Genomic DNA, 19,972 nt, shown 5'->3' on the forward strand with positions numbered 1-19,972 from the left:
CGAGGAGCTGGACGATCTGTGCCAGATCTGCGGCAAGCTACTGAGTCTCAACGATGTCGATGACGACTGTTATATCCGCCCGATCGTGTTCAAGCAGGCACTCCTGCCGGGTGTCCCGTACGGGATTCGGCTATCGGGCGTCACTCACAGCATCGCGATTTCCCTCGTCCCGATGCAAAGCCGGCTGGACGCCGGCCGTGAAGTCCGCCTTCGGTTGAGTGATATCCGGCGGATTCCATCGTCTAGCGTGCCATCGACCGCGAAGATAAGTGGCGCTTACGTCAACAATGCGCTCGCCGTCGAGGATGCAATTGCCAACGGTTACGACGATGCGCTTATGCTCACGACGAATGGATATGTATCCGAAGCGTCGACCAGCAATGTGTTTTGCGTGCAGGGGACGGACGTAGTCACACCGGACCTCGGCTCGGATATCTTACCAGGGATCACTCGTGCGACGGTGATCAATATTCTTGAGGGTATGGCTGGTATTTCGATAACTGAACGGAAGGTCAGCGTGACCGATCTCATCGAGAGCGATGAGGTGTTTCTGACTGGTACCGGAATCGAGGTAGCCGCGGTCACCGCCGTCAACCAGGTGAAGGTTGGACAGGCTCGATCAGGTTCGTCGATAACCCTTCGGGTTGCCACCGAGTACCAGCGGCGCGTCCGACAGTCCGCGCCGCTGAAAGAACTCCAGTAGGAGGGCAACTCAATGCTGGCTCCGGAAGGTCACTTGTTCTTCACGTTCGCGTCGGCCTCGGCCACTGCGGACGTTGTCATCGCCACGCTTGGCCCTGCTGGCACGAGCAGCGAACAGGCGGCTCACTACTTTGCCGCGATACGGGGCGGAGAGGCATCGGGAGTTCACCTTGCCGCGAGCTATGAGCAAGCTCTCGAGCACGCGCTTGAAGATTCTTCGGTTATGGTGGTGGTAGCCAACGCCTACTCGAATATCAACGTTTTTTATATGCATCCCAGACTACTGATCGACACTGTATTCTTCTGCCATACGCCCAAATACGGCCTGGCCGCGAGAGGCGACCTCGCCGACGGCGGCTACAGCGTGGCCAGCCACCCGGATCCGGTACCCTTGATCGACGAGTTGTCGCCGGCCGGTTTCAAGTGCGACGAGGTTATCTACATGGCATCCACGAGCGGTGCCGCAGACTTCGTGGCTTCGAAGAAGGGCGAGGTGGCGTTGACAACTGAGATAGCGGCCGCGCGGCGCGGATTGAAATTCATTTCCTCCACCCGTCCCATTCCAATGGTTTGGACGGTGTTCCGTCGCGCATGACCGAACCAGCGGCCACCATTGCCATTCCCGGTTGATACCAAAGGGGAAGACAGTGATCAGACATATCGTGCTGTTCAAGTTAAACAAGGGACTCGCTTTCGACGATGCCGAGGTGGTTGAATCCGAGAAGATCGCATTGCAGGTTGGCGACAAGGTCCCAGAGCTCCGTGAATGGAAGGCGGGCCGTAATACGGCGCGCCGGACAGAAGCTTATGATTTTGCTGTGATCGGCCTGCTGGAAGACGCAGACGCGCTGGCCCGCTATATGGCCGATCCTTTCCACCGTCTCGCCATAGAGAAATGGAAGCGCATCAGCACCTGGGTCGTCGTGGATTTAGAAGAGGATCCCGGTCCGGCTGAGGTCACGATCACTCCGGCCGGGCATACCGGATTATCCGCGACATCGCCCGGGTACGGAACCGGAAAGGATTAACGCGTGCTCGTCATCGACCGGCCGACAGCCCAGGCGGCACTGTCCATTTCGGACGCGATACCGATTGCGGCGAGCGCGCTGCGCGCCTACAGCGCCGGGGACGTAGATCAGCCGCTTAGGACGATCATCCGGCCTGACGGCATTGACGATCTCATGGGTGTCATGCCCTGTTATGTAGGTGGTGAGGCCTCTCTGGGCTTCGGTTTGAAGGCGATGGTTCTCAAGCCCGCCAATCCCGCTCGAGGTCTGGACCTCCATGTTGGAGTTGTCATCGTCTTCGATCCTGATACCGGCCTGCCTTTGGCCCTGATTGACGCCGGCGCTATCACGGCAGTGCGGACACCGGCCGTGACCGCAGTCGCGACCGACCTCCTCGCCCGGAAGAACGCGGGAGACCTTGCTATACTTGGGTCTGGAGTACAAGGTCGCGGTCACCTCGAAGCAATGCTCGCGGTCCGTGCGGTGCGCCGGGTCCGAGTGTGGAGCAGGACACCCATGCACAGCGAGCGATTCCGCGCTTGGGCTTGGAGTCACCTGGGGGTTGAGGTCGAGGTGCACCCGACCGCCAGAGCGGCTCTGGAGGGCGCTGATCTGGTGTGTACGACCTTAGCCAGTAAAGAACCGGTGGTGAGCGATGAGGATGTCGCTCCTGGGGCGCATCTCAACGCGATCGGAGCCTCGTTCGCGGACCACCGGGAGCTTGCTTCGGCTTTTGTGCGGAGATGCTCTGTCTTCGTGGACAGTCGAGCCTCGGCCCGAGCCGAATCGGGCGACCTCATCGTTCCCGAAGAGGAGGGACTCATCGGGCCCGACCACGTGCTGGCCGAGATCGGCGAAGTCCTTCTCGGTCGCCATCCTGGGCGAAGGAGGTCTGACGAGTCGACCCTTTTCAAGTCTCTCGGACTGGCTGTGGAAGACGTCACCGTGGGATTCGCCATCGCCCAAGCCGCCCGTGACAAGGGCTTGGGCACGGTGATAAAATTCCATTAGTGTAGTTGTGCTGTCACGCATCCAACGAACGATCTTGACTAGTGCAGTCCGGACAACTATGATCTTGATTTGCCACTGGTCGGCCGACCAAAAATATAGCGTGTCAGGCTATCAAGGTAGCTGACCGCCCTCACACCTCTGGAGCACAATTTAATGTCATCAAACGGCACGGTCACGCCAGACAAAGTTGCCATTATCATCGATGGAGGCCTCCAGATAGGCTTGGCGATGAATACCGTGGCGGCGCTTTCGCTGTCAGTCGGGCGTATGGTTGATGGCATTTTGGGCGATGATTCCAAAGACGCCAATGGTCTCACCCATAAGGCGATTACCAGGATTCCCGTGCCGATCCTGAAGAGTGACGCCGAGGGTCTCAAGGAGATTTTTCTACGGGCAAGTGCGTCTGACGGCGTTTTTGTGGTAGATTTCACGACTACCGCCCAGACCTCCCGCACGTACGACGAGTACGAGGAGCGTCTGGCCCAGACTGCGACGGCGGATCTTCCCTACATCGGGGTGGCGCTAAGCGGTCCGAAAAAAGATGTCAACAAGCTGGTCGGGAGCCTGCCTCTTTACCGCTGAAACCACGCGTACCTGCGGAATACGTGGGTCGGTTGGTGAGCGTCGAGCAGGCATCGCGGGGCTGGGGCACGTAATCCCGCGCGTCATTGCTCCCCGTCCATCCTGCCGATGCACGGGTACCCGCTCGGCGGCCGCCAGTCTACCAGCAGGGTGATTCCCTCCATCGCTTTACGACGCACGTATCCCAGCCCCGCTCTTTGATCCCCGCCCTTATCGCTGGGCGTTCTTAATTCGCGTATTCGGGTACAACAAACTGGCTGTTATGGTTGCGGATGCGTTCACGAAAAGGATTCGCGTGGTATACGCCTATGATTCGGTAGTCGGCGAAGAAACCCAGCTCCTCAAAGGCTCGCATGACCCGCTCCTCGTCCGGGTGGCCTTCGATGTCGGCGACAAATTCCGTCGCGAAGAACTGGCCTCTCACCATACAGCTTTCCAGCTTCGTCATGTTCACGCCGTTGGTCGCAAATCCTCCGAGTGCCTTGTAGAGCGCGGATGGGCGGTTCCTCACCCGAAAAACAAAGGTGGAGACGATGGGGCCGATACCAACCGCGGCCCGAAGGTTCTCTGACGAAAGAATCACAAAGCGCGTTGTGTTATGTTCTTCGTCCTTGAGATCAGGTCGCAAGATTTCCAAGCCGTAGATCTCCGCTGCGAGGTGAGTGGCTATCGCCGACCTGGTCGGATCCCTCGTTTCGGCAACCTCCCGGGCGCAGCCCGCCGTATCAGCGCCGGCCACCGCGCGGAGACCCAGTTCCCGTAGGGTTACCCGGCACTGCGACAGAGCCTGCGGGTGACTGTGCACAGTCCGTAGCGCCTGAGGATCCGTGCCGACCAATCCCAAGAGCTGGTACTGAATCGGCAAAAAGTATTCTCCGACTATGTAGACCGATGAGTAAGGCAACAACTGATGGATGTCTGCCACCGTCCCGGCCGTTGAATTTTCGACGGGAATCATGCCAAGATCGACTGTGCCTTCCTCGAGCGCGTCAAAGCACTCCGCGAATGTCTGGAAGGGAACAGGCTCGTAGTCTGGATATACATCACGGCACGCTTGATGGGAATTGGCTCCTAGTTCACCCTGAAACGCGACTTTTTTGCGTCCTTTGGCCACTCTGGTTCCAACCTACGCTCAGGATGCTGATACATGAATCGATCTTTATCGCAGGTTATCATGCGGGCCCGGCGGAACCAGGGCGCCGCGCGGCAGACCGTACGCTGGACGCGGGCGCTGTTGCGAATCTCGCGCTGACGGTCTCTCGGTGGCATCGAGGCCCGGCGATCGAGGCCCAGCTGCTCGGGGACGGACGATCCCGCCGTCGAGCAGACCTCAGCGGACCTCGTTACCGAGCCGCCCCGAGCTGACGGACAGCGCACGAGGCGCTGACGGACAGCGCACGAGGTGCTGGAAGTGCTGGAAGTACCGACGGATTACGACCCCGACAGGTCCAGTGGCGCGCCGTTCGCTCGGGTCCGGGAGACCGATCGGGACAGCGCCGCGTATGCCAGCTGGGTACCTTCGCTGTCTGGGGTGTAGCTCGCGGATGCCGCCGCGGCGAAGCCCAGCTGCTGGGCGTCGGCAATCGCGTTGAGGTCGGCGGACAGGAAGGCGAACTGCCATCCGTAGGTATCGGTCTGATTTTTGATCATTTTTCTGATTTGTTCGAGCGTGCATTCCTTCGAGGAGTTCTCCCGGCCGTCGGTAACCACGGCGAAGACAACGGTCGCCGGACGTTGATGGTCGGGAAGGCCACGGAGGAACTCCCCAGTGTCCACGATGGACTCGCCGAGGGCGTCGAGTAGCGCGGTGGAGCCCCGCGGAACCAGGCGGTATGGTGGCGCCTCGCCGATCGGGATCGCGCCAAAGACCTTCTCGTAATCCTGGTCGAACTGGTAGAGACTGATCGTCGCTTGCCCGGGGGCGATGGCCTGCTCGGCGATGAACGACCGGATTCCGCCTTCGGCGTCATCGCGGATCGCCATCATCGAGCCTGACCGGTCGATCAGCAGGGCGATATGGGTGTAGCCGGCCTTCGTCATGGCGTGCCCCTTGCCATCGGTCGTCTGTTTGGCTGTAGCGGTCTCGTCTGTTACAGCCATCGTCGTTGTGGTCATCGCGGGATCTTTCACCGACGTTTCTCGCGCTCCGCGGCGTTGGTGATGGCGCGGGCCATCCCACTGAGGACAGTGTGATGGAACGGGGCGATGGCTTTCCAGTAGAGATGACCGGTCAGCCCGTGCGGTTCGAAGATCGCTCGTTGGCGGTACAGCGAGCCGTCAGCGTCGGGGGCCGCGGACAGCTCGAGCCAGGCGCGGCCGGGCAGCCGCATCTCGGCACGCAGCCGCAGCAGACGGGGCCGGTCGAGATGCTCCACCCGCCAGCGGTGGCGGGTTTCGCCCGGATACAGGCGGTGGTGGTCGCGGCGGCCTCGCCGTAGGCCGGCGCTGCCGATGAGCCGGTCCAGCCAGCCCCGCGGCGACCAGGCCAGCAGGAAGGAGCACCAGTCGTGTTCGCCGCCGATGGACTCGATGAACTGCCACAGCACCTGCGCGTCCGCGCTGGTGTGGCGTTCGCGGATGTCCTCGTAGCTGCTGCCGCCCGACCATGCGGGGTCGGAGGGCAGCGGGTCGGAGGGCAGCGGGTCGCAGAGCAAGGGGTCGGAGGGCGGCGTGGCCGCGCCGGAGCGGCGGGTGGGTATGCCCGCGTGACGGATGTGGGCCAGCGCGAGTTCGACGGCCCGCTCGTAGGAGGCCGGGCCACCATCCGGCTCCGGGATGTGGGTGGTGATATCGCGGTCGTGGCAGACGACCTCGTGCACCAGCGACTCGATGAGTGGTACAGCGATGCTGTGCGGTACCGGTGTCACCAGGTTCACCCACTGCGCTGAAAGCCACGGGGTGAGTACAGGCACCAAGGCTATGACACGACGCGGCAGGCCGGCCACGGCGGCATAGCGGCGCATCATATCCAGGTAGGTGAGGACGGTCGGGCCACCGATGTCGAAACGGCGGTTGATCGTGTCCGGAAGCACGGCGGCGTGCGTAAGGTAGTGCAGGACATCGCGTATTGCGATCGGCTGGACGCGATTGTTCACCCATCGCGGGGTGACCATAGCCGGGAGGCGTTCGGTGAGATAACGCAGCATCTCGAAGCTGGCCGAACCGGAACCGATAATGACCGCGGCTTGCAGTGCGATGGTCGGCACGCCGGAGCCGAGCATGATCTGTCCGACTTCGGCCCGGGAGGCCAGATGCGCAGATAGCGGCTGTCCATCCGGAGTGATGCCGCCCAGGTAGACGATCCGGCGCACCCCGGCCGCGCGTGCCTGCCCGGCGACGGTGCGAGCGGCGTGACGGTCCAGTTCGACGAAGTCGCGCCGGTGCAGCGAGTGTATGAGGTAGTAGATGACATCCTGCCCGGCCACTGCGCTGGCGACGCTGGCGGCGTCGGTAACGTCACCAGCCACGATCTCGGCTCGGTCGTGCCACGGTATATCGGTCAGCCGGCTCGGGTTGCGGGCCACCGCCCGTACGTCGTGACCGGCGCGTAGGAGTTCGGGCACCAGACGGCCGCCGATGTAACCGGTTGCCCCGAACACGACACATCGCATGCCATCGATGTTCCCTCACCTGGACGGTGCCCGCAGCGCCGGCGAACATGGCCGACGAAAACGGCTTATAAGGACATGAGCCCGCATGTTCTTATGGCGTTCTTAGAGCGACCGGCAATAGGGGACGCGGCGTCGCGGGGCTGGGGCACGCACCTCGCCGCATCGCTCCCCGTCCATCGCCGCGCGATGCACGGGTACCCCCGGCTCGTCAGTCGCCACCCACCACCTCCGGTGGCTCCCTCCACCGCCTCGCGATGCATGCACCCCAGCCCCACTCCTTGATCCACACCCCTATTGCCGGGCGCTCTTATCCGGTCGATCTTCAATCGCGCGGACCAGCGGCCTGCGGACGCCCCGTCGTTTCGGATCGTATGGGGGCCTGTTGTCCACAATCGCGCGGGCGGCTGATTTGTCAACGAACTGTCAAGTTCTGGAAACCTGCTCGTGGTGGCTTTTTTATGCGGCAGTATCAGGTTCGTGCCCGAGGCGGGGGGAATCGACGCTGAGCAGGTGGTCCGGCGGGACCCGGACTTCTTGATTTCTTATGCTCAGAACGACCAGCGGTGGGCGGAGTGGATCGCCTGGCAGCTGGAGGATGTTGGTTACCGGACGCTGATAGAGGCCTGGGACGGTGTCCCTGGAACGCACTGGGTGGCGGGCATAGGTGCGAGCGCCACATGCGCGCGGCGCGTGATCCTGCTGCTTTCGAAGGCCCATGTGCATGTGATGCGGGCATATGGCGTGAAGTCCGCTTTGGATGGTGACCAGGACGGGTCTGACCGCAGGCTTGTACCGATCAAAGTGGAGGACTGCTCCGTACCACCGGAAATCAGCCACATCAGATCAATAGACCTGTTCGGGCTGCCGGCCGGCGAACCGCCGCACGGCGTCGCGCGGCGGCGGCTGCTTGCCGGCATCGAGAGCGCTTTGGCCGGCCGGGGGAAACCCGGTCGCGCGCCTATGCTTCCGGGCCAGGCGCGATCGATGCCCGAGCCGCCCTTCCCCACCCCCGGTAAGCCGTTCGGCGATATGGGCCGGGTGGTCGTGGAAAGCGTGGCGGCCGACGATCCGGCGGGGTCGGAGGCGTTTGTCGGCCGGGGTGCTGAGCTGGCGAAGTTGATGGGGCTGCTGGCGTCGGCCGGGGCCGGGGCCAGATCCGGCACCGGCGCGCGGCTGGCCGCGGTGGTGATCGGACCGGGCGGGACGGGAAAGACGGCGCTGGTACGCCGCGCCGCCGCTCACGCGGTGGGCAAGGGCGGGTTTTCCGGTGGAGCCTTCATCGTTGACATGCAGGGTTACGGCCGCCATCCGGGGATCGGCGCGGATCAGGTTTACCGTCCTTTACTTGTCGCCCTTGACCGGGCTCAGGAGCTCCCCGCCACGCTCGGCGAACAGGCCGCGGTTTACTACCGCATGCTGGCTGAACAGGCCAAAGCCGGAAAACCGGTACTACTGGTGCTCGATAACGTCTCGCATGTGGATCAGATTGCCGCCCTGCTGACCGAGCACCCGGCCCATCGGGTATTGGTGACGTCCCGAAGGAACGTTTTCGATCTTGTTGACCGTCAGGTCGTCAAGCTGGGTGCTCTCGCCCCCTCGGACGCGGTAAAGCTCCTCGGCCGTGTGCTTTGCGATCGTGACCCGTCCGACCAGCGAGTGGTCCAGCAGCGTGGCGCGGCTGACGAGCTGGCCACACTGTGCGGATGGTGGCCCCTCGCCCTGCGTATCGCCGGCACGCTGCTGGCTGACAGCCCGCGGCTGGCTGTGACCGACCTGGTCGCCGACCTCGCTGACGTCCCCGTCCCGATTGTCTGTCCGGACGATATTGTCTGTCCGGACAATGACGAGAGGCTGCTGGCGCCGATCCTCACGCTTTCCTGGGAGCGCATGGTACGTCATGACCCGGCCGCGGCTGAGTTGTTCTGGCTGCTACCGGTCAATCCCGGCGCGGAGATATCGACTGAGGCCGCGGCTGCGCTGGTTGGTTGGCAGCCGTGGCGGGCAAGTTGGAAACTGCGCACGTTGCAGCGGGCCCATCTGGTCAGGCCCGCCAACGCCCCGGGGCGTTGGCGGATGCATGATGTGGTCGCCTCGTACGCCGCCCAGCGGCTCCCCAGGCCTCCCTCGTTGCCCGCCAGTGGCGCTGACGCCCGTGCGCACGCATTTGACCGGCTGCTTTGCTACTACCAGACACAGGCCGCCGATATGGCGCGGCGAGCGGGATGGTTCCTGCTGCGCCACAGCCGGCCCGCTGCTGCCTCACGAGTACCGCTCGGCTGGGAAGCACGCCAGCAGGCGTTGGCCTGGTTCACGGTCGAGGAGCCGAATCTGCTCGGCTGCATCGAGTATGCCGCGCGGCTCGATCGTCGCGCGGTCGAGGTCGAGCGGGGCCGCGGTTCGGCGCTCATAGCCCGTGTCGAAGCGGTGACCGGCCGCCCATTAAGCCAGCTAAGCCCATTAAGCCCATTAAGCCCATTAAGCCGGATGGGAGATGCCTGGAGCTGGCGGTGGACTGTCGGTGGCCGGCGGCGAACTGTCTGGCATCGACAACAGATGGTAGTTGCCCTGATTGATGCCATGGCGGGCTATCTCCGTAACAACGGGCCGTGGGAGAACGCGGCGGAACTGCACCACCTGGCCGCTGACGTCGCCGAACGGTGTGGTGACGCGCGCGCCCGGGGTATCGCGCTCAACGACCTCGGGATCACCTACCGCCTGTTGGGCCATCAGCGACAGGCGGTGGAGATCCTGGCGGACGCCGTCGAGCTGTTTCGTCGGCCTGACCGGTTCCAGCGCCTGGGCCTACCGGTGGGTGGTAGCCGCGCGGCCCTGCTCGGCCAGGCCAACGCGCTTCACGAGATGGGCATCGTCCACAACGAGGGTGAATCCTACGAGGATGCGCTCAAGCTGTTGGAAGAGGCGCTGCGGCTGTATCGTGAGGTTGCCGATGAGATTGGCGTCGCCAATGCGTCCAAGAACCTCGGTGTCGCTGTCTTCAATGTCGGCTGGTCCGTCGGGAGGAAGGATCCCGCGATGCGGGACGCGGCGCGCGAACTGTTGAACGAAGCGTTGCGTCAGTATGACACAATCAATGACAATCTCGGGGTTGCTGAGGTCCGCAACCACCTGGGCCGATTGTGGCTGAAGTCTGGCGCACCCGACCGGGCGCGCGACGAATTCGACGGCGCCCGGAAGCTGGCGGTGCGGGCGGGCAGCCGGCTCGAGGAAGCCAGGGCATGTCGGGGCATCGGTGAGTGCCAGGCGAGTGGTCACGACTACGCCCAGGCCATCTCCTCGTTTGAACACGCTCGGGACGGCTATTTCAGCGTCGGCGCCGGCAAGGACCTGGATGACGTCAGGGAGCGGCTGGCGGCTCTTCGGGGTGGCCCGCCGCTCGATACTCGTTAAATCGTCTCAGCGCGGTCCGGGTGATTTCCTCCGGTGCGGCGGAGGCGTCGACCACGGTGCCTCTCTCGCCGGGAAGCAACGGTTCCAACGTCTGAAGCTGCGAGTCCACCAACGACGCCGGCATAAAATGGCCGTGTCGGCTGGCCACCCGTTCGACGGCGAGCGCGCGGTCGATATCCAGGTGAAGAAACCACGCGTCAGGGTACGCCTCGCGCAGCCGGTCCCGGTACTGGAACCTGAGCGCGGAGCACGACACCACCCCGCCCTTGTCGGTGTTCACCTGATCCCGGATCCAGGCCGCGATGGCAGCCAGCCACGGCCGCCGGTCGTCGTCGTCAAGCGCCTGCCCGGCCATCATCTTCGCGACGTTGGCCGGCGGATGGAACGAGTCGGCCTCCGCATAGACGACACCCAGCCGCTCCGCGAGCAGGTGGCCGATCGTGGTCTTCCCGCTGCCAGCCACTCCCATTACCACGGCGATCGGCTGCGAGATGCTTGCGGACCGGGTCATCCGTATTCTCCTGGGCGCGGTTGCGAGGAGCGCACGCTGGCGGCTGGAGAGCGCACGTTAGCAGATGCGGGGGAGCTGTTCGCCGACGAGCATGTCGACGATGCGGGTGCCGCCCAGCAGGGTGCGCATGACGACCCGGCCGGGATGGGCGGCGACGACGGTACCGAGGCGGGTGGCGTCCCGGCCCTCGGGCAGGGCGCGCATCGCGGCCAGCACGGCGTCGGCGACCTCGGGCGCGAGGACGGCGACGAGGCAGCCTTCGTTGGCGACGTGCAGCGGGTCCAGGCCGAGGATCTCGCAGGCGGCGGCCACCGCGGCCGGGATGGGCACGGCCTGTTCCTCGATCTCGATCCCGGCCCCGGACGCGGCGGCGATCTCGTTCAGCGCGGACGCCACACCGCCGCGGGTGGGGTCGCGCATCGCGCGCAGTCCCGCGTCACCGCCCGCCACCATGGCCGCGACCAGCCGGTGCAGGGGACGGGTGTCCGAGGTGATCTCGCTGTTGAAGCCGAGGGACTCCCGGGCGCTCAGGATGGCCGTGCCGTGCGCGCCGAGCGGCCCGGAGAGCACGATGACGTCCCCGGGGCGGGCGGAGCCGGCCGAGACACGTGCGCCGGGCAGGCGGCGGCCGATCCCGGTCGTGGTCACGAAGATCCCGTCCGCGGCACCGCGACCGACGACCTTGGTGTCTCCGGTGACGACGGGCACGCCAACAGCGGCCGCGGCCGCGCCGACCGAGGCTGTCACCCGCCGTAGATCCTCGAGTGGAAAACCCTCCTCGATGACGTAGGCGACGGCCAGGGCAAGCGGGCTGGCGCCCATCATCGCCAGATCATTGACGGTCCCGTGCACGGCCAGCGAGCCGATGTCACCGCCGGGGAAGAAGAGCGGGCTCACCACGAAGGAGTCGGTGCTCAGCACCACTGTCGTGCCGTCGATGTCGAGCACGGCCGCGTCCTCGGGAACGCCGGCCGGCGCGGCCGCGCCGAGGGCCGGGAGGAGCACGTCATGCAGGAGCCCGGCGGACAGCTGCCCGCCGCTGCCGTGGCCGAGCATGACCTTCTCGGTCTCCGCCAGCGGCAACGGGCAGCTGGCGCCGGTCAGGTCGGTGGCGGCCGGGCTGAGGATGCTGGGACCGGGGACGGCTGGGCTGGAGATGGTCATGATGTTTCCACGGCTGCCGCCGCCGGCAGCCGGCCGGCGCTCGCCGTCGGGCCGGCAGCGGTGGTCGGGCCGGCAGCCGTGGTCGGGCCGGCAGCGGTGGTCCGGCCAGCACTGTGGAAGGCGGCGCAGGTCCCTTCGCTGGACACCATGGGCGCGCCCAGCGGGGTACGCGGCGTGCACGCGGCACCGTACGCCGCGCAGTCGGTCGGTAGGCGCGTTCCGGTGAGAATGCCCCCAGCGATGCAGGCCGGATGTTCCCGCGTGCTCAGGCCGGCCACGGCGAAGCGGGTCTCGGCGTCATAGGAGGCGAACTCGTCCGCGAGCGCGAAACCGCTCATCGGGATGGTGCCGATGCCCCGCCACATCCGGTCACGGACACCGAACACACGCCCGATGGCCGCCTGCGCCTGGATGTTCCCGGCCCGCCGCACGGCGCGGACGTACTGGTTCTCCACCTGCGCGCGGCCTTCTTCGAGCTGGCGCACCGCCATGAGGATGCCCTCCAGGATGTCGAGTGGCTCAAATCCGGTCACGACGACCGGGATCTGGTAACGCCGTGACAGCGGCTCGTATTCGGTCCATCCCATGACGGCACAGACGTGGCCGGCGGCCAGGAACGCCTGCACCTGGCAGCCCGGCGCGTCCAGCAGCGCGGTCATCGCCGGCGGGACGAGCACATGGCTGACCAGGACGCTGAAGTTCGTCAGGCCGAGCGCGTGGGCGCGCAGCACCGCCATGGCGTTCGCGGGCGCCGTCGTCTCGAACCCCACGGCGAAGAAGACCACCTCGCGGTCGGGGCACGCCGCGGCGATGCGGACGGCGTCCAGCGGTGAGTAGACGACCCGGACATCGCTGCCGCGGGCCCGCATGGCGAGCAGGTCGGTGCTCGTCCCCGGAACCCTGAGCATGTCACCGTAGGAGGTGAGGATGACCTCGGGGCGCCCGGCGATGGCCAGTGCTTTGTCGATGAGTTCCAGCGGTGTCACGCAGACGGGACAGCCAGGTCCGTGGATCATCCGGATCCCCGCGGGCAGCAGTTCGTCGATGCCCTGGCGGACGATGGTGTGGGTCTGGCCGCCGCAGACCTCCATCAGCGTCCATGGCCGCGACGTCACTGTGTGAATCTTGGTGAGCAGCCGCCGGGCGAGCGCTGGCTCACGGTACTCGTCGAGATACCTCATCGGGCCTCCTGGGCGGGTTCGGCGCCAAGCTCCTCGTCGAGCGCTCCCATCGCGTGCAGGATCTCCAGCGTGCGCCGGGCCTCGGCCTCGTCCACGAGGCTGATGGCGAAGCCGACATGGACGATGACGTAGTCGTCCACCCGCGCCTGGGGGACGTAACCGAGACAGACCTCGCGGGTCACGCCCGCGAAGTCGACCGTGCCCATGAGCAGGCCGGCGACCTCGGTCGTCGCCACGACGCGGCCTGGTATACCGAGACACACGGGCTTATTCCCCCCTCAGTCGCGCCGCGGCCACCGCGGCCTGGCCATAGCTCACTCCGCCGTCTCCGGCCGGAACCCGTTCGTTGAGCAACGGGGTGAGGCCGGCGGCCGCCAACGCCGCGGGGAGGGCTTCGGCAAGCAGCTGGTTGTGCATGACCCCGCCGGACAGGCAGACCGTTCGCAACCGGTGACGCCGGGCGGCATCGGTACACAGGGCGACGGTGACCGCGACGATCGTGGCGTGGAACCGGGCGGCGAGGACGCCGACGGCGACCCGGGCGTGCAGTCCCTCCACCAGCGCCCGCAGCGTCGGCCGCGGGTCGTAGACGAGCAGGCCGCCATGACCGACGATCCGCCAGGGCAGCTCGACAGCGCGGGCGTGCCCAGTGGCTGCCGGGTCCGGCGTGCTGACCCCGGGCGTTCCGGCCGCCAGCGCGGCGGCTTCCACCGTGGCGGCGGCCTCACCTTCATAGGTCACCTCGTCGCACAGGCCGAGCAGCGCCGCGACGGCGTCGAACAGCCGCCCCGCGCTGGAGGCGACGGGGCAGTTGACGCCGCGTTCGATCATCCGGGCGGCCACGGACACCTCACGATCGGTCAACCGGTCCAGGAACGGCGCGGCCAGGCGCCGGTCTGTCGCCGAGGGGCCGATGGCCGGCAGGCCGCCGAGCGGTTCCGCGCCGAACAGGTAGCCCAGCGCCACCCGGGCGGGACGGCGCAGCGCCGCGGTACCACCGGGCAACGGTGCCCGGCCGAACCGGGCCACCCGCCGATAGGAGACGAGGTCCGCGACCAGCACCTCACCGCCCCACAGGGTGCCGTCGTCGCCGAGCCCCAGGCCGTCGTAGGCGACGCCGATGAACCGCCCGGTGACACCGTGCTCGGCGGCGCAGGACGCCACGTGCGCATGGTGGTGCTGCACGGCCACGCGCGGCCGCGCGCCGCTCATCATCGCGTACCGGCTGGAAAGCGCGTACTGGGTGGAAAGATAGCCGGGGTGCGGATCGTGGGCGATGACGCGCGGGGTGATGCCGGTCATCGCGCACAGGTGCGCGAGAGTGCGTTCAAACGCCACCAGTGTGGGCTGCTGGGAAAGATCGCCCGTATGCGGCCCGACGACGGCGGTTGTCCCCTCGGCCAGGGTGAACGTGTGTTTGAGCTGCGCGCCGACGGCGAGCAGCGGCTCGCCGGCAGCGATGGGGAGCCGCAGCGGCCGCGGCGCGTACCCGCGAGCGCGCCGGATCATCGACCCACGCCCCGCGACAGCCCGGACGACGGAGTCATCGTAAGGGGAGCGGATGGCCCGGTCGTGGCTCAGGAACCCGTCGGCCACGGTGGCGAGACGGTCCCGGGCCTCGGCGTCGTCGATCACGATTGGTTCGCCCGAGGAGTTCCCGCTGGTGACAACGAGCGGTCTGCCCAGCTCGCCGAGGAGCAGCTGGTGCAAGGGGGTGACGGGCAGGAACAGCCCGAGCCGCGGGGCGCCCGGCCCGACCGCGTCCGCGAGAACACCATTATGGGCGCGTCGCAGCAGCACCACCGGCCGCGCGACCGATGTCAACAGGCCCGCCTCCACCGTGTCGATGTCGGCCAGCGCCCGCGCCGCGCCCAGATCGGTCACCATGACCGCGAACGGCTTGACCGGACGGTGCTTGCGTGCCCGCAGCCGAGCGACGGCCGCGTCGTTGGTCGCGTCACACACGAGCTGGTAGCCACCCAGCCCCTTGAGCGCCACGGTGCCACCACTGTCGATCATTGCGACAGCGGCGGCCAGCGCGGCCAGCGGTGGCCGTGCCGCCTGTCGACGCGGCTGGCTGGGGATCCGTCCGCGGGCCCCGGCCGCCGGCCGGCGACCACCAGGCGAGTTGGGGGCCGCAGGCCGGACACGCGATCGGCTCGGCGTGGAACCGCCGGTCGCCCGGGTCGGTGTACTCGCGGGCGCAGTCGTCGCACAGGGGGAAGGCCCGCATCGTCGTGCGCGCGCGGTCGTACGGGAGGGTGTCGACGATCGTGGCCCGGGGGCCGCAGTCGGCGCAGTTGACAAAGGGGTACCGGTACCGGCGGTCGTTCGGGTCGAACAGTTCGGCCAGGCAGGCCTCGCAGGTGGCGACGTCGGCGGGCACCTCGCGGACATGGCTGGCCGATGCCGATGCAGGGGCCGGCACCGATGCAGGGGCCGACACCGATGCCGGCGCGGCCGGCCGGCTGACCGACGGCCCGACCCGGAATCCCGAGCGCGGGCGCGGAATCGGGGTGGACAGTTCGGTGACACAGACGTCGCGTACCCGGGCCAGCGGTGGGGCGTCCGTGCGCAGCCGGGACGCGAGAGCGGCGAGCGCTCCGGGTGGGCCGGCCGCCTCGATCACGACCCGGCCGTCGTCGTTGCGCACCCAGCCGTCCAGCCCGAGGCTGGTGCCCAGACGGTAGACGAACGGACGGAAACCGACCCCCTGCACGGTCCCGTGGACCTCAAGCCGGTGTGCCACCCGCTCGCGCCGTCCGGCGGTGTCGTCAGGCCGGATCATGACCGTAAGTCTTGCCGCCGAGCGTCATGGCGGGCAAGGGACCAGCGACCCGCCGCCGGCTCCCGCAGGGCCCGCGGCGGGTGCTTCCTTCAGCCCGCAGGCCCCGCGAAAAGAGCCGTGCTCGGACAGTCTTCGGTCGCCTGGCCGAGCGGAGCGCGCAAATCCCGCCACGGTCTGCCCTAGCGTTTCGTTGCGCGAAGTGTCCGGCCGCTGTTGTCAAGCGCTGTTGTCAAGCGTTGTTCCCGAGCGCGCCGGGCAGCTGACGTCCCGTCGAGGCGATGTGGGAGGCAAGCCGTGAACAGCAGCTGCGGGACGGTCGGGCAGGGTGCGGCGCACGGGGTGTCGCCACCGGGCGGTGCTGCCCGGCAGCGGGCAGCGGACGGCAGCCTGTCCGCGCGGCTCGCCGAGGCCGGGGTGGCGCGGCGGTCGATCCTGAAGTTCTGCGCGGGGGTCGTCGCGACCCTCGCGCTGCCGCCCCAGCTCGCTCCCCAGGTCGCGGCGGCGCTGGACAGGATCGACCGGCCTGCTGTCGTGTGGCTGGAGTTCCAGGACTGTGCCGGTGACAGCGAAGCGTTCCTACGCTCGCGCAATCCATCCGTCGCGGACCTGATCCTGGGAATGATTTCGCTCGACTACCACGAGACGTTGATGGCGGCGGCCGGCGCCGACGCCGAGGACGCCCGGGACAAGGCCGTGGCGCGGGGCGGGCACCTGGTCGTGGTCGAGGGCTCCGTGCCCACCGGCATCCCGGGGTCGTGCACGGTCGGGGGCCGATCGGCCGAGGAGATACTCAGGAGCGCTGCCCGCGGCGCGGCCGGGATCATCAACGCCGGCACCTGCTCGGCGTTCGGTGGGATCCCCGCCGCCGGCCCCAACCCGACCGGCGCGGTCCGGGTGGAAGACGTCGTCGGCGGGGTCGAGGTCGTCAACCTGACCGGTTGTCCGGTCAACGCCGACAACCTCACCGCGACGATCGTCCACTATCTGACGTTCGGGCAGTTCCCGGCCCGGGACGGCTTCGGCCGCCCGCTGTTCGCCTACGGGCAGCGCATCCACGACACCTGCGCGCGCCGGGGCCACTTCGACGCCGGCCAGTTCGCGCAGTCCTGGGGCGACGACGGCCATCGCAGGGGCTGGTGCCTGTACCGGCTCGGCTGCAAGGGGCCGGCCACATTCCACAACTGCCCGAGCGTTCGTTACAACGGGGGGACGTCCTGGCCGGTGGCGGCCGGACACGGTTGTGTGGGCTGTTCCGAGCCTGGTTTCTGGGACACGATGTCGCCGTTCTACGACCGGCTGCCGCATGTCGCGACGCGGGACTTCAGCCTCACGGCGGACAGGATCGGTCTGGGTGTCCTCGCGGCGACCGCGACTGGATTCGCGGCGCACGGGGTCGGTAAGGTCATCCAGCACCGCGTGGCCGCGTCTCACACGACCAAGGACGGCCAGGACGGCCAGGACGGCCAGGACGGCCAGGACGCGGCTGGGCCCGCTGAGCCCGCTGGGCCCGCTGACGACAGAGGCGGGCAGGCGACATGAGCCGGTTGGTCATCGACCCGGTGACCCGGATCGAGGGTCATCTGCGTGTCGAGGTAGCGGTGGACGGTGGCCGCGTCACCGAGGCGTACGCCTCATCGACGATGTGGCGCGGCATCGAGACCATCGTCGAGGGCCGGGATCCCCGGGACGCCTGGCTGTTCGCGCAGCGGATCTGCGGTGTCTGCACCACCGTGCACGCGCTGGCCTCGGTGCGGGCTGTCGAGGACGCGGTCGGTGCGGTCCCACCGCGCAACGCCCGGCTGCTGCGTGAGATCATCGCCGCGGCGCTGTTCGTTCATGATCATGTCGTGCACTTCTACCATCTGCAGGCGCTGGACTGGATCGACCCGACCGCGGCGCTGAAGGCCGACCCCGCGCGCGCCGCGGCGCTCGCCCAGTCCAGCTCGGACTATCCGCGCTCGACGGCGAAGCTGTTCGCCGCGGTACAGGCCCGGCTGGGCGCGTTCCTGGCGAGCGGGAACATCGGCCCGTTCACGAACGGGTACTGGGGGCATCCCGCGTACCGGCTCAGTCCGGAGCTGAACCTGGTGGCGTTCAGCCACTATCTCGACGCGCTGGACTTCCAGCGGGACTACGTCCGGGTGCACGCGCTGCTCGGCGGCAAGAACCCGCATCCGCAGACCTATGTCGTCGGCGGTATGGCGTCCCCGATCGATCTGGCGAGCCAGGAGGCAATCAACGACAACACGCTGACCGAGCTCGCCCAGCTGCTGGCGCGGGGGCTGGACTTCGTCGAGAAGGTGTTCCTGCCTGACCTGTACGCGATCGCGGCGGCTTATCCTGAATGGACGACGTACGGCGCGGGGCTGGGCTCGTACATGGTGTTCGGGGACTTCGCGCAGGCGCCGCAGCCCAAGGGCCGGCCACAGGCCGGCGGTCTGTTCCCCGGCGGGGTCATCCGCGACGCCCACCCGCGCGGGGGCACGCTGACGGTCGAACCGTTCGACCCGTCCCACATCGCCGAGTCCGTCGCCCACTCGTGGTTCCGTTACGACGGCTCCGGCGGGCCCACAGCCACAGGTACCGGCGCCGCGCTCGCCCCGTGGCAGGGCCAGACCACGCCGGACTACACCGGCCCCGAGCCGCCCTTCTCCCAGCTCGACGTCGGCGGGAAGTACTCGTGGCTGAAGGCACCGCGCTACGACGGGATCGCGGTGGAGGTCGGCCCGCTGGCCCGCATGCTCGTCGGCTACGCATCGGGCGACGCCCGCATCCAGCCGCTCGTGCGGGACGCGCTGGACGGGCTGCGTCTGGCGCCCACGGCGTTGATGTCAACCCTCGGCCGGGTGCTGGCTCGGGGCCTGGAGACGAAGCTGATGGCACAGTACTCCCTGGAACTCCTCGACCGGCTGCGGGCGAACGTCGGCTCGGGGGACCTGACGATCGCGGACACCGGGAAGTGGCATCCCTCGACGTGGCCGGCCGGGCGGGCCCGCGGCGTCGGCTTCCACGAGGCACCCAGGGGATCGCTGTCGCACTGGGTCGTCATCGACGGCGAACGGATCAGCAACTACCAGGCGGTGGTACCCACGACCTGGAACGCCAGTCCCCGTGATGAGCGGGGTAATCCAGGTGCCTACGAGTCGGCCCTGGTCGGCACCCCTGTCGTCGATCCGCGGCGGCCACTGGAGGTGCTGCGGACACTGCACTCGTTCGATCCCTGCATGGCCTGCGCGGCGCATGTGTACGACGCGGACGGCCGCGACATCGTCGAGGTGCGGGTCCAGTGAGCGCCGCCGTGCCGGACAAGGCGGTGTCGGGGGAAGCCGTGCCGCGGGCGTGCCCGGAGCAGGCCTTCGTGCGGGTGCGGGTCTGGGATCTGCCGGTACGTGTCGTGCACTGGCTGCTCGTCCTGGCGTTGGTGGTGCTCAGCGTGACGGGTTTCCTGATCGGGAACCCGCAGCTGCGCCTCGGCGGCGACGCTTACTGGGTCACCTGGGTGCGAACGGTCCACGAGATCACCGCGTTTGTCTTCATCGACCTGATCCTCGCGCGGGTCGCCTGGCACGTCCTGTCACCCAACCGCTGGTCGCGGTGGACGGAGTGGATCCCCAGCACCCGTGAACGCCGGCGTCTGATCATCCCATCGCTGCGTTTCTATCTGTTCATCGACCGTGAGGCGCCCGAGGTCGTCGGTCACAACCCGCTCGCCGGTATGACCTACGCCGTGCTCTACACGATGTTCGCCGCCGAGATTTTCACCGGAGTCGCGCTGTGGGGTGTGGAAGGCAGGAGCTGGGCCGCCTTTCTCACCGGCTGGGTGTTCCACGTCGTGTCACTGCCGACGATCCGGCTCATCCACCATATGATCATGTGGCTGACCTGGGGATTCATGATCCACCATCTCTACAGTGCCATGCTGGTCGACCGGGTCGAGGGGACGGGCGTGATCTCCTCGATCTTCTCCGGATCCAAGTTCCTGCCGAAGGACCGGCTGTGACCGGGGC

The 19,972-nt window shown here is 67.2% G+C and carries 18 protein-coding genes; 9 read left to right on the forward strand and 9 right to left on the reverse strand.

The annotated features are described in order from the left end of the window. The 5 genes from MJ785_RS12960 to MJ785_RS12980 form a co-directional block, all read left to right on the forward strand. Nucleotides 1-703: aminotransferase class IV (locus MJ785_RS12960; RefSeq protein WP_239381114.1), on the forward strand; the 703-nt coding region annotated here is incomplete at its 5' end. A 12-nt stretch (nt 704-715) separates the two neighbouring features. Beyond that, complete coding sequence (locus MJ785_RS12965; RefSeq protein WP_239308882.1) at nt 716-1,297, forward strand: hypothetical protein; 582 nt, start codon at nt 716-718, stop codon at nt 1,295-1,297. 52 nt (nt 1,298-1,349) lie between these two features. Continuing rightward, nucleotides 1,350-1,730 (forward strand): Dabb family protein, encoded by a 381-nt coding sequence (locus MJ785_RS12970; RefSeq protein WP_239308881.1) that lies wholly within the window; start codon nt 1,350-1,352, stop codon nt 1,728-1,730. A 3-nt stretch (nt 1,731-1,733) separates the two neighbouring features. Then, nucleotides 1,734-2,720, forward strand: a complete 987-nt coding sequence (locus tag MJ785_RS12975; protein ID WP_239308880.1) for an ornithine cyclodeaminase family protein — start codon at nt 1,734-1,736, stop codon at nt 2,718-2,720. 153 nt (nt 2,721-2,873) lie between these two features. Then, the gene (locus MJ785_RS12980) at nt 2,874-3,302 is read left to right on the forward strand and encodes a DUF2000 domain-containing protein (protein WP_239308879.1); all 429 of its coding nucleotides are present in this window, start codon (nt 2,874-2,876) and stop codon (nt 3,300-3,302) included. Between the two features lie 226 nt (nt 3,303-3,528). On the opposite strand, the gene MJ785_RS12985 is transcribed toward MJ785_RS12980, so the two are convergent. The 3 genes from MJ785_RS12985 to MJ785_RS12995 all read right to left on the reverse strand — a co-directional run bounded on the left by MJ785_RS12985 (nt 3,529) and on the right by MJ785_RS12995 (nt 6,913). Then, nucleotides 3,529-4,416 carry a prephenate dehydratase gene (locus MJ785_RS12985; RefSeq protein WP_239308878.1) on the reverse strand — a complete coding sequence of 296 codons (888 nt, stop codon included), beginning with the start codon at nt 4,414-4,416 and terminating at the stop codon, nt 3,529-3,531. Nucleotides 4,417-4,733: 317 nt separating this feature from the next. Next, on the reverse strand, nt 4,734-5,417 hold the full coding sequence (locus MJ785_RS12990) for a vWA domain-containing protein (RefSeq protein WP_239308877.1): 684 nt from the start codon (nt 5,415-5,417) through the stop codon (nt 4,734-4,736). Between the two features lie 11 nt (nt 5,418-5,428). Beyond that, nucleotides 5,429-6,913, reverse strand: coding sequence for an SDR family oxidoreductase (locus MJ785_RS12995; RefSeq protein WP_239381116.1), 1,485 nt, complete (start codon nt 6,911-6,913; stop codon nt 5,429-5,431). A 477-nt stretch (nt 6,914-7,390) separates the two neighbouring features. Here MJ785_RS12995 and MJ785_RS13000 point away from each other — a divergent pair, with 477 nt between their 5' ends. After that, nucleotides 7,391-10,321, forward strand: a complete 2,931-nt coding sequence (locus MJ785_RS13000) for a TIR domain-containing protein (RefSeq protein ID WP_239381118.1) — start codon at nt 7,391-7,393, stop codon at nt 10,319-10,321. On the opposite strand, the gene MJ785_RS13005 is transcribed toward MJ785_RS13000, so the two are convergent. From MJ785_RS13005 to MJ785_RS13030, 6 genes are all read right to left on the reverse strand, one after another. After that, nucleotides 10,269-10,832 carry a gluconokinase gene (locus MJ785_RS13005; RefSeq protein ID WP_239374056.1) on the reverse strand — a complete coding sequence of 188 codons (564 nt, stop codon included), beginning with the start codon at nt 10,830-10,832 and terminating at the stop codon, nt 10,269-10,271. The genes MJ785_RS13000 and MJ785_RS13005 overlap by 53 nt on opposite strands. Before the next feature lie 57 nt (nt 10,833-10,889). Then, nucleotides 10,890-11,888, reverse strand: a complete 999-nt coding sequence (hypE, locus tag MJ785_RS13010; RefSeq protein ID WP_239374102.1) for a hydrogenase expression/formation protein HypE — start codon at nt 11,886-11,888, stop codon at nt 10,890-10,892. Nucleotides 11,889-11,992: 104 nt separating this feature from the next. After that, complete coding sequence (hypD, locus tag MJ785_RS13015; RefSeq protein WP_239374053.1) at nt 11,993-13,177, reverse strand: hydrogenase formation protein HypD; 1,185 nt, start codon at nt 13,175-13,177, stop codon at nt 11,993-11,995. Beyond that, the gene (locus MJ785_RS13020; RefSeq protein ID WP_370652942.1) at nt 13,174-13,413 is read right to left on the reverse strand and encodes a HypC/HybG/HupF family hydrogenase formation chaperone; all 240 of its coding nucleotides are present in this window, start codon (nt 13,411-13,413) and stop codon (nt 13,174-13,176) included. Before MJ785_RS13020 ends, hypD begins: the two co-directional genes overlap by 4 nt. 31 nt (nt 13,414-13,444) lie before the next feature. After that, the gene (hypF, locus tag MJ785_RS13025; protein WP_239381120.1) at nt 13,445-15,196 is read right to left on the reverse strand and encodes a carbamoyltransferase HypF; all 1,752 of its coding nucleotides are present in this window, start codon (nt 15,194-15,196) and stop codon (nt 13,445-13,447) included. After that, nucleotides 15,135-15,965, reverse strand: coding sequence for an acylphosphatase (locus MJ785_RS13030; protein WP_239381122.1), 831 nt, complete (start codon nt 15,963-15,965; stop codon nt 15,135-15,137). The genes hypF and MJ785_RS13030 overlap by 62 nt, the downstream gene beginning before the upstream one ends. A gap of 339 nt (nt 15,966-16,304) precedes the next feature. On the opposite strand from MJ785_RS13030, the gene MJ785_RS13035 reads away from it, so the two are divergent. Genes MJ785_RS13035 through cybH form a run of 3 tightly spaced genes read left to right on the forward strand, consistent with a single transcriptional unit; the run spans nt 16,305 to nt 19,965 of the window. Further along, complete coding sequence (locus MJ785_RS13035; protein WP_370652943.1) at nt 16,305-17,504, forward strand: hydrogenase small subunit; 1,200 nt, start codon at nt 16,305-16,307, stop codon at nt 17,502-17,504. Next, the gene (locus MJ785_RS13040) at nt 17,501-19,255 is read left to right on the forward strand and encodes a nickel-dependent hydrogenase large subunit (protein ID WP_239308868.1); all 1,755 of its coding nucleotides are present in this window, start codon (nt 17,501-17,503) and stop codon (nt 19,253-19,255) included. The genes MJ785_RS13035 and MJ785_RS13040 overlap by 4 nt, the downstream gene beginning before the upstream one ends. Then, nucleotides 19,252-19,965 (forward strand): Ni/Fe-hydrogenase, b-type cytochrome subunit, encoded by a 714-nt coding sequence (gene cybH / locus MJ785_RS13045; RefSeq protein WP_239381126.1) that lies wholly within the window; start codon nt 19,252-19,254, stop codon nt 19,963-19,965. Before MJ785_RS13040 ends, cybH begins: the two co-directional genes overlap by 4 nt. Nucleotides 19,966-19,972 lie beyond the last annotated feature (7 nt).

This window comes from Protofrankia sp. CiT1 (assembly GCF_917627335.1).
Lineage (GTDB): Bacteria > Actinomycetota > Actinomycetes > Frankiales > Frankiaceae > Protofrankia.

Coding starts and splice junctions, on each gene's coding strand:
- MJ785_RS12965 (WP_239308882.1), top strand. CDS start 716: ATGCTGGCTCCGGAAGGTCACTTGTTCTTCACGTTCGCGTCGGCCTCG.
- MJ785_RS12980 (WP_239308879.1), top strand. CDS start 2,874: ATGTCATCAAACGGCACGGTCACGCCAGACAAAGTTGCCATTATCATC.
- MJ785_RS12990 (WP_239308877.1), bottom strand. CDS start 5,417: ATGACCACAACGACGATGGCTGTAACAGACGAGACCGCTACAGCCAAA.
- MJ785_RS12995 (WP_239381116.1), bottom strand. CDS start 6,913: ATGCGATGTGTCGTGTTCGGGGCAACCGGTTACATCGGCGGCCGTCTG.
- MJ785_RS13005 (WP_239374056.1), bottom strand. CDS start 10,832: ATGACCCGGTCCGCAAGCATCTCGCAGCCGATCGCCGTGGTAATGGGA.
- hypE (WP_239374102.1), bottom strand. CDS start 11,888: ATGCTCGGCCACGGCAGCGGCGGGCAGCTGTCCGCCGGGCTCCTGCAT.
- hypD (WP_239374053.1), bottom strand. CDS start 13,177: ATGAGGTATCTCGACGAGTACCGTGAGCCAGCGCTCGCCCGGCGGCTG.
- hypF (WP_239381120.1), bottom strand. CDS start 15,196: ATGATCGACAGTGGTGGCACCGTGGCGCTCAAGGGGCTGGGTGGCTAC.
- MJ785_RS13030 (WP_239381122.1), bottom strand. CDS start 15,965: ATGATCCGGCCTGACGACACCGCCGGACGGCGCGAGCGGGTGGCACAC.
- MJ785_RS13040 (WP_239308868.1), top strand. CDS start 17,501: ATGAGCCGGTTGGTCATCGACCCGGTGACCCGGATCGAGGGTCATCTG.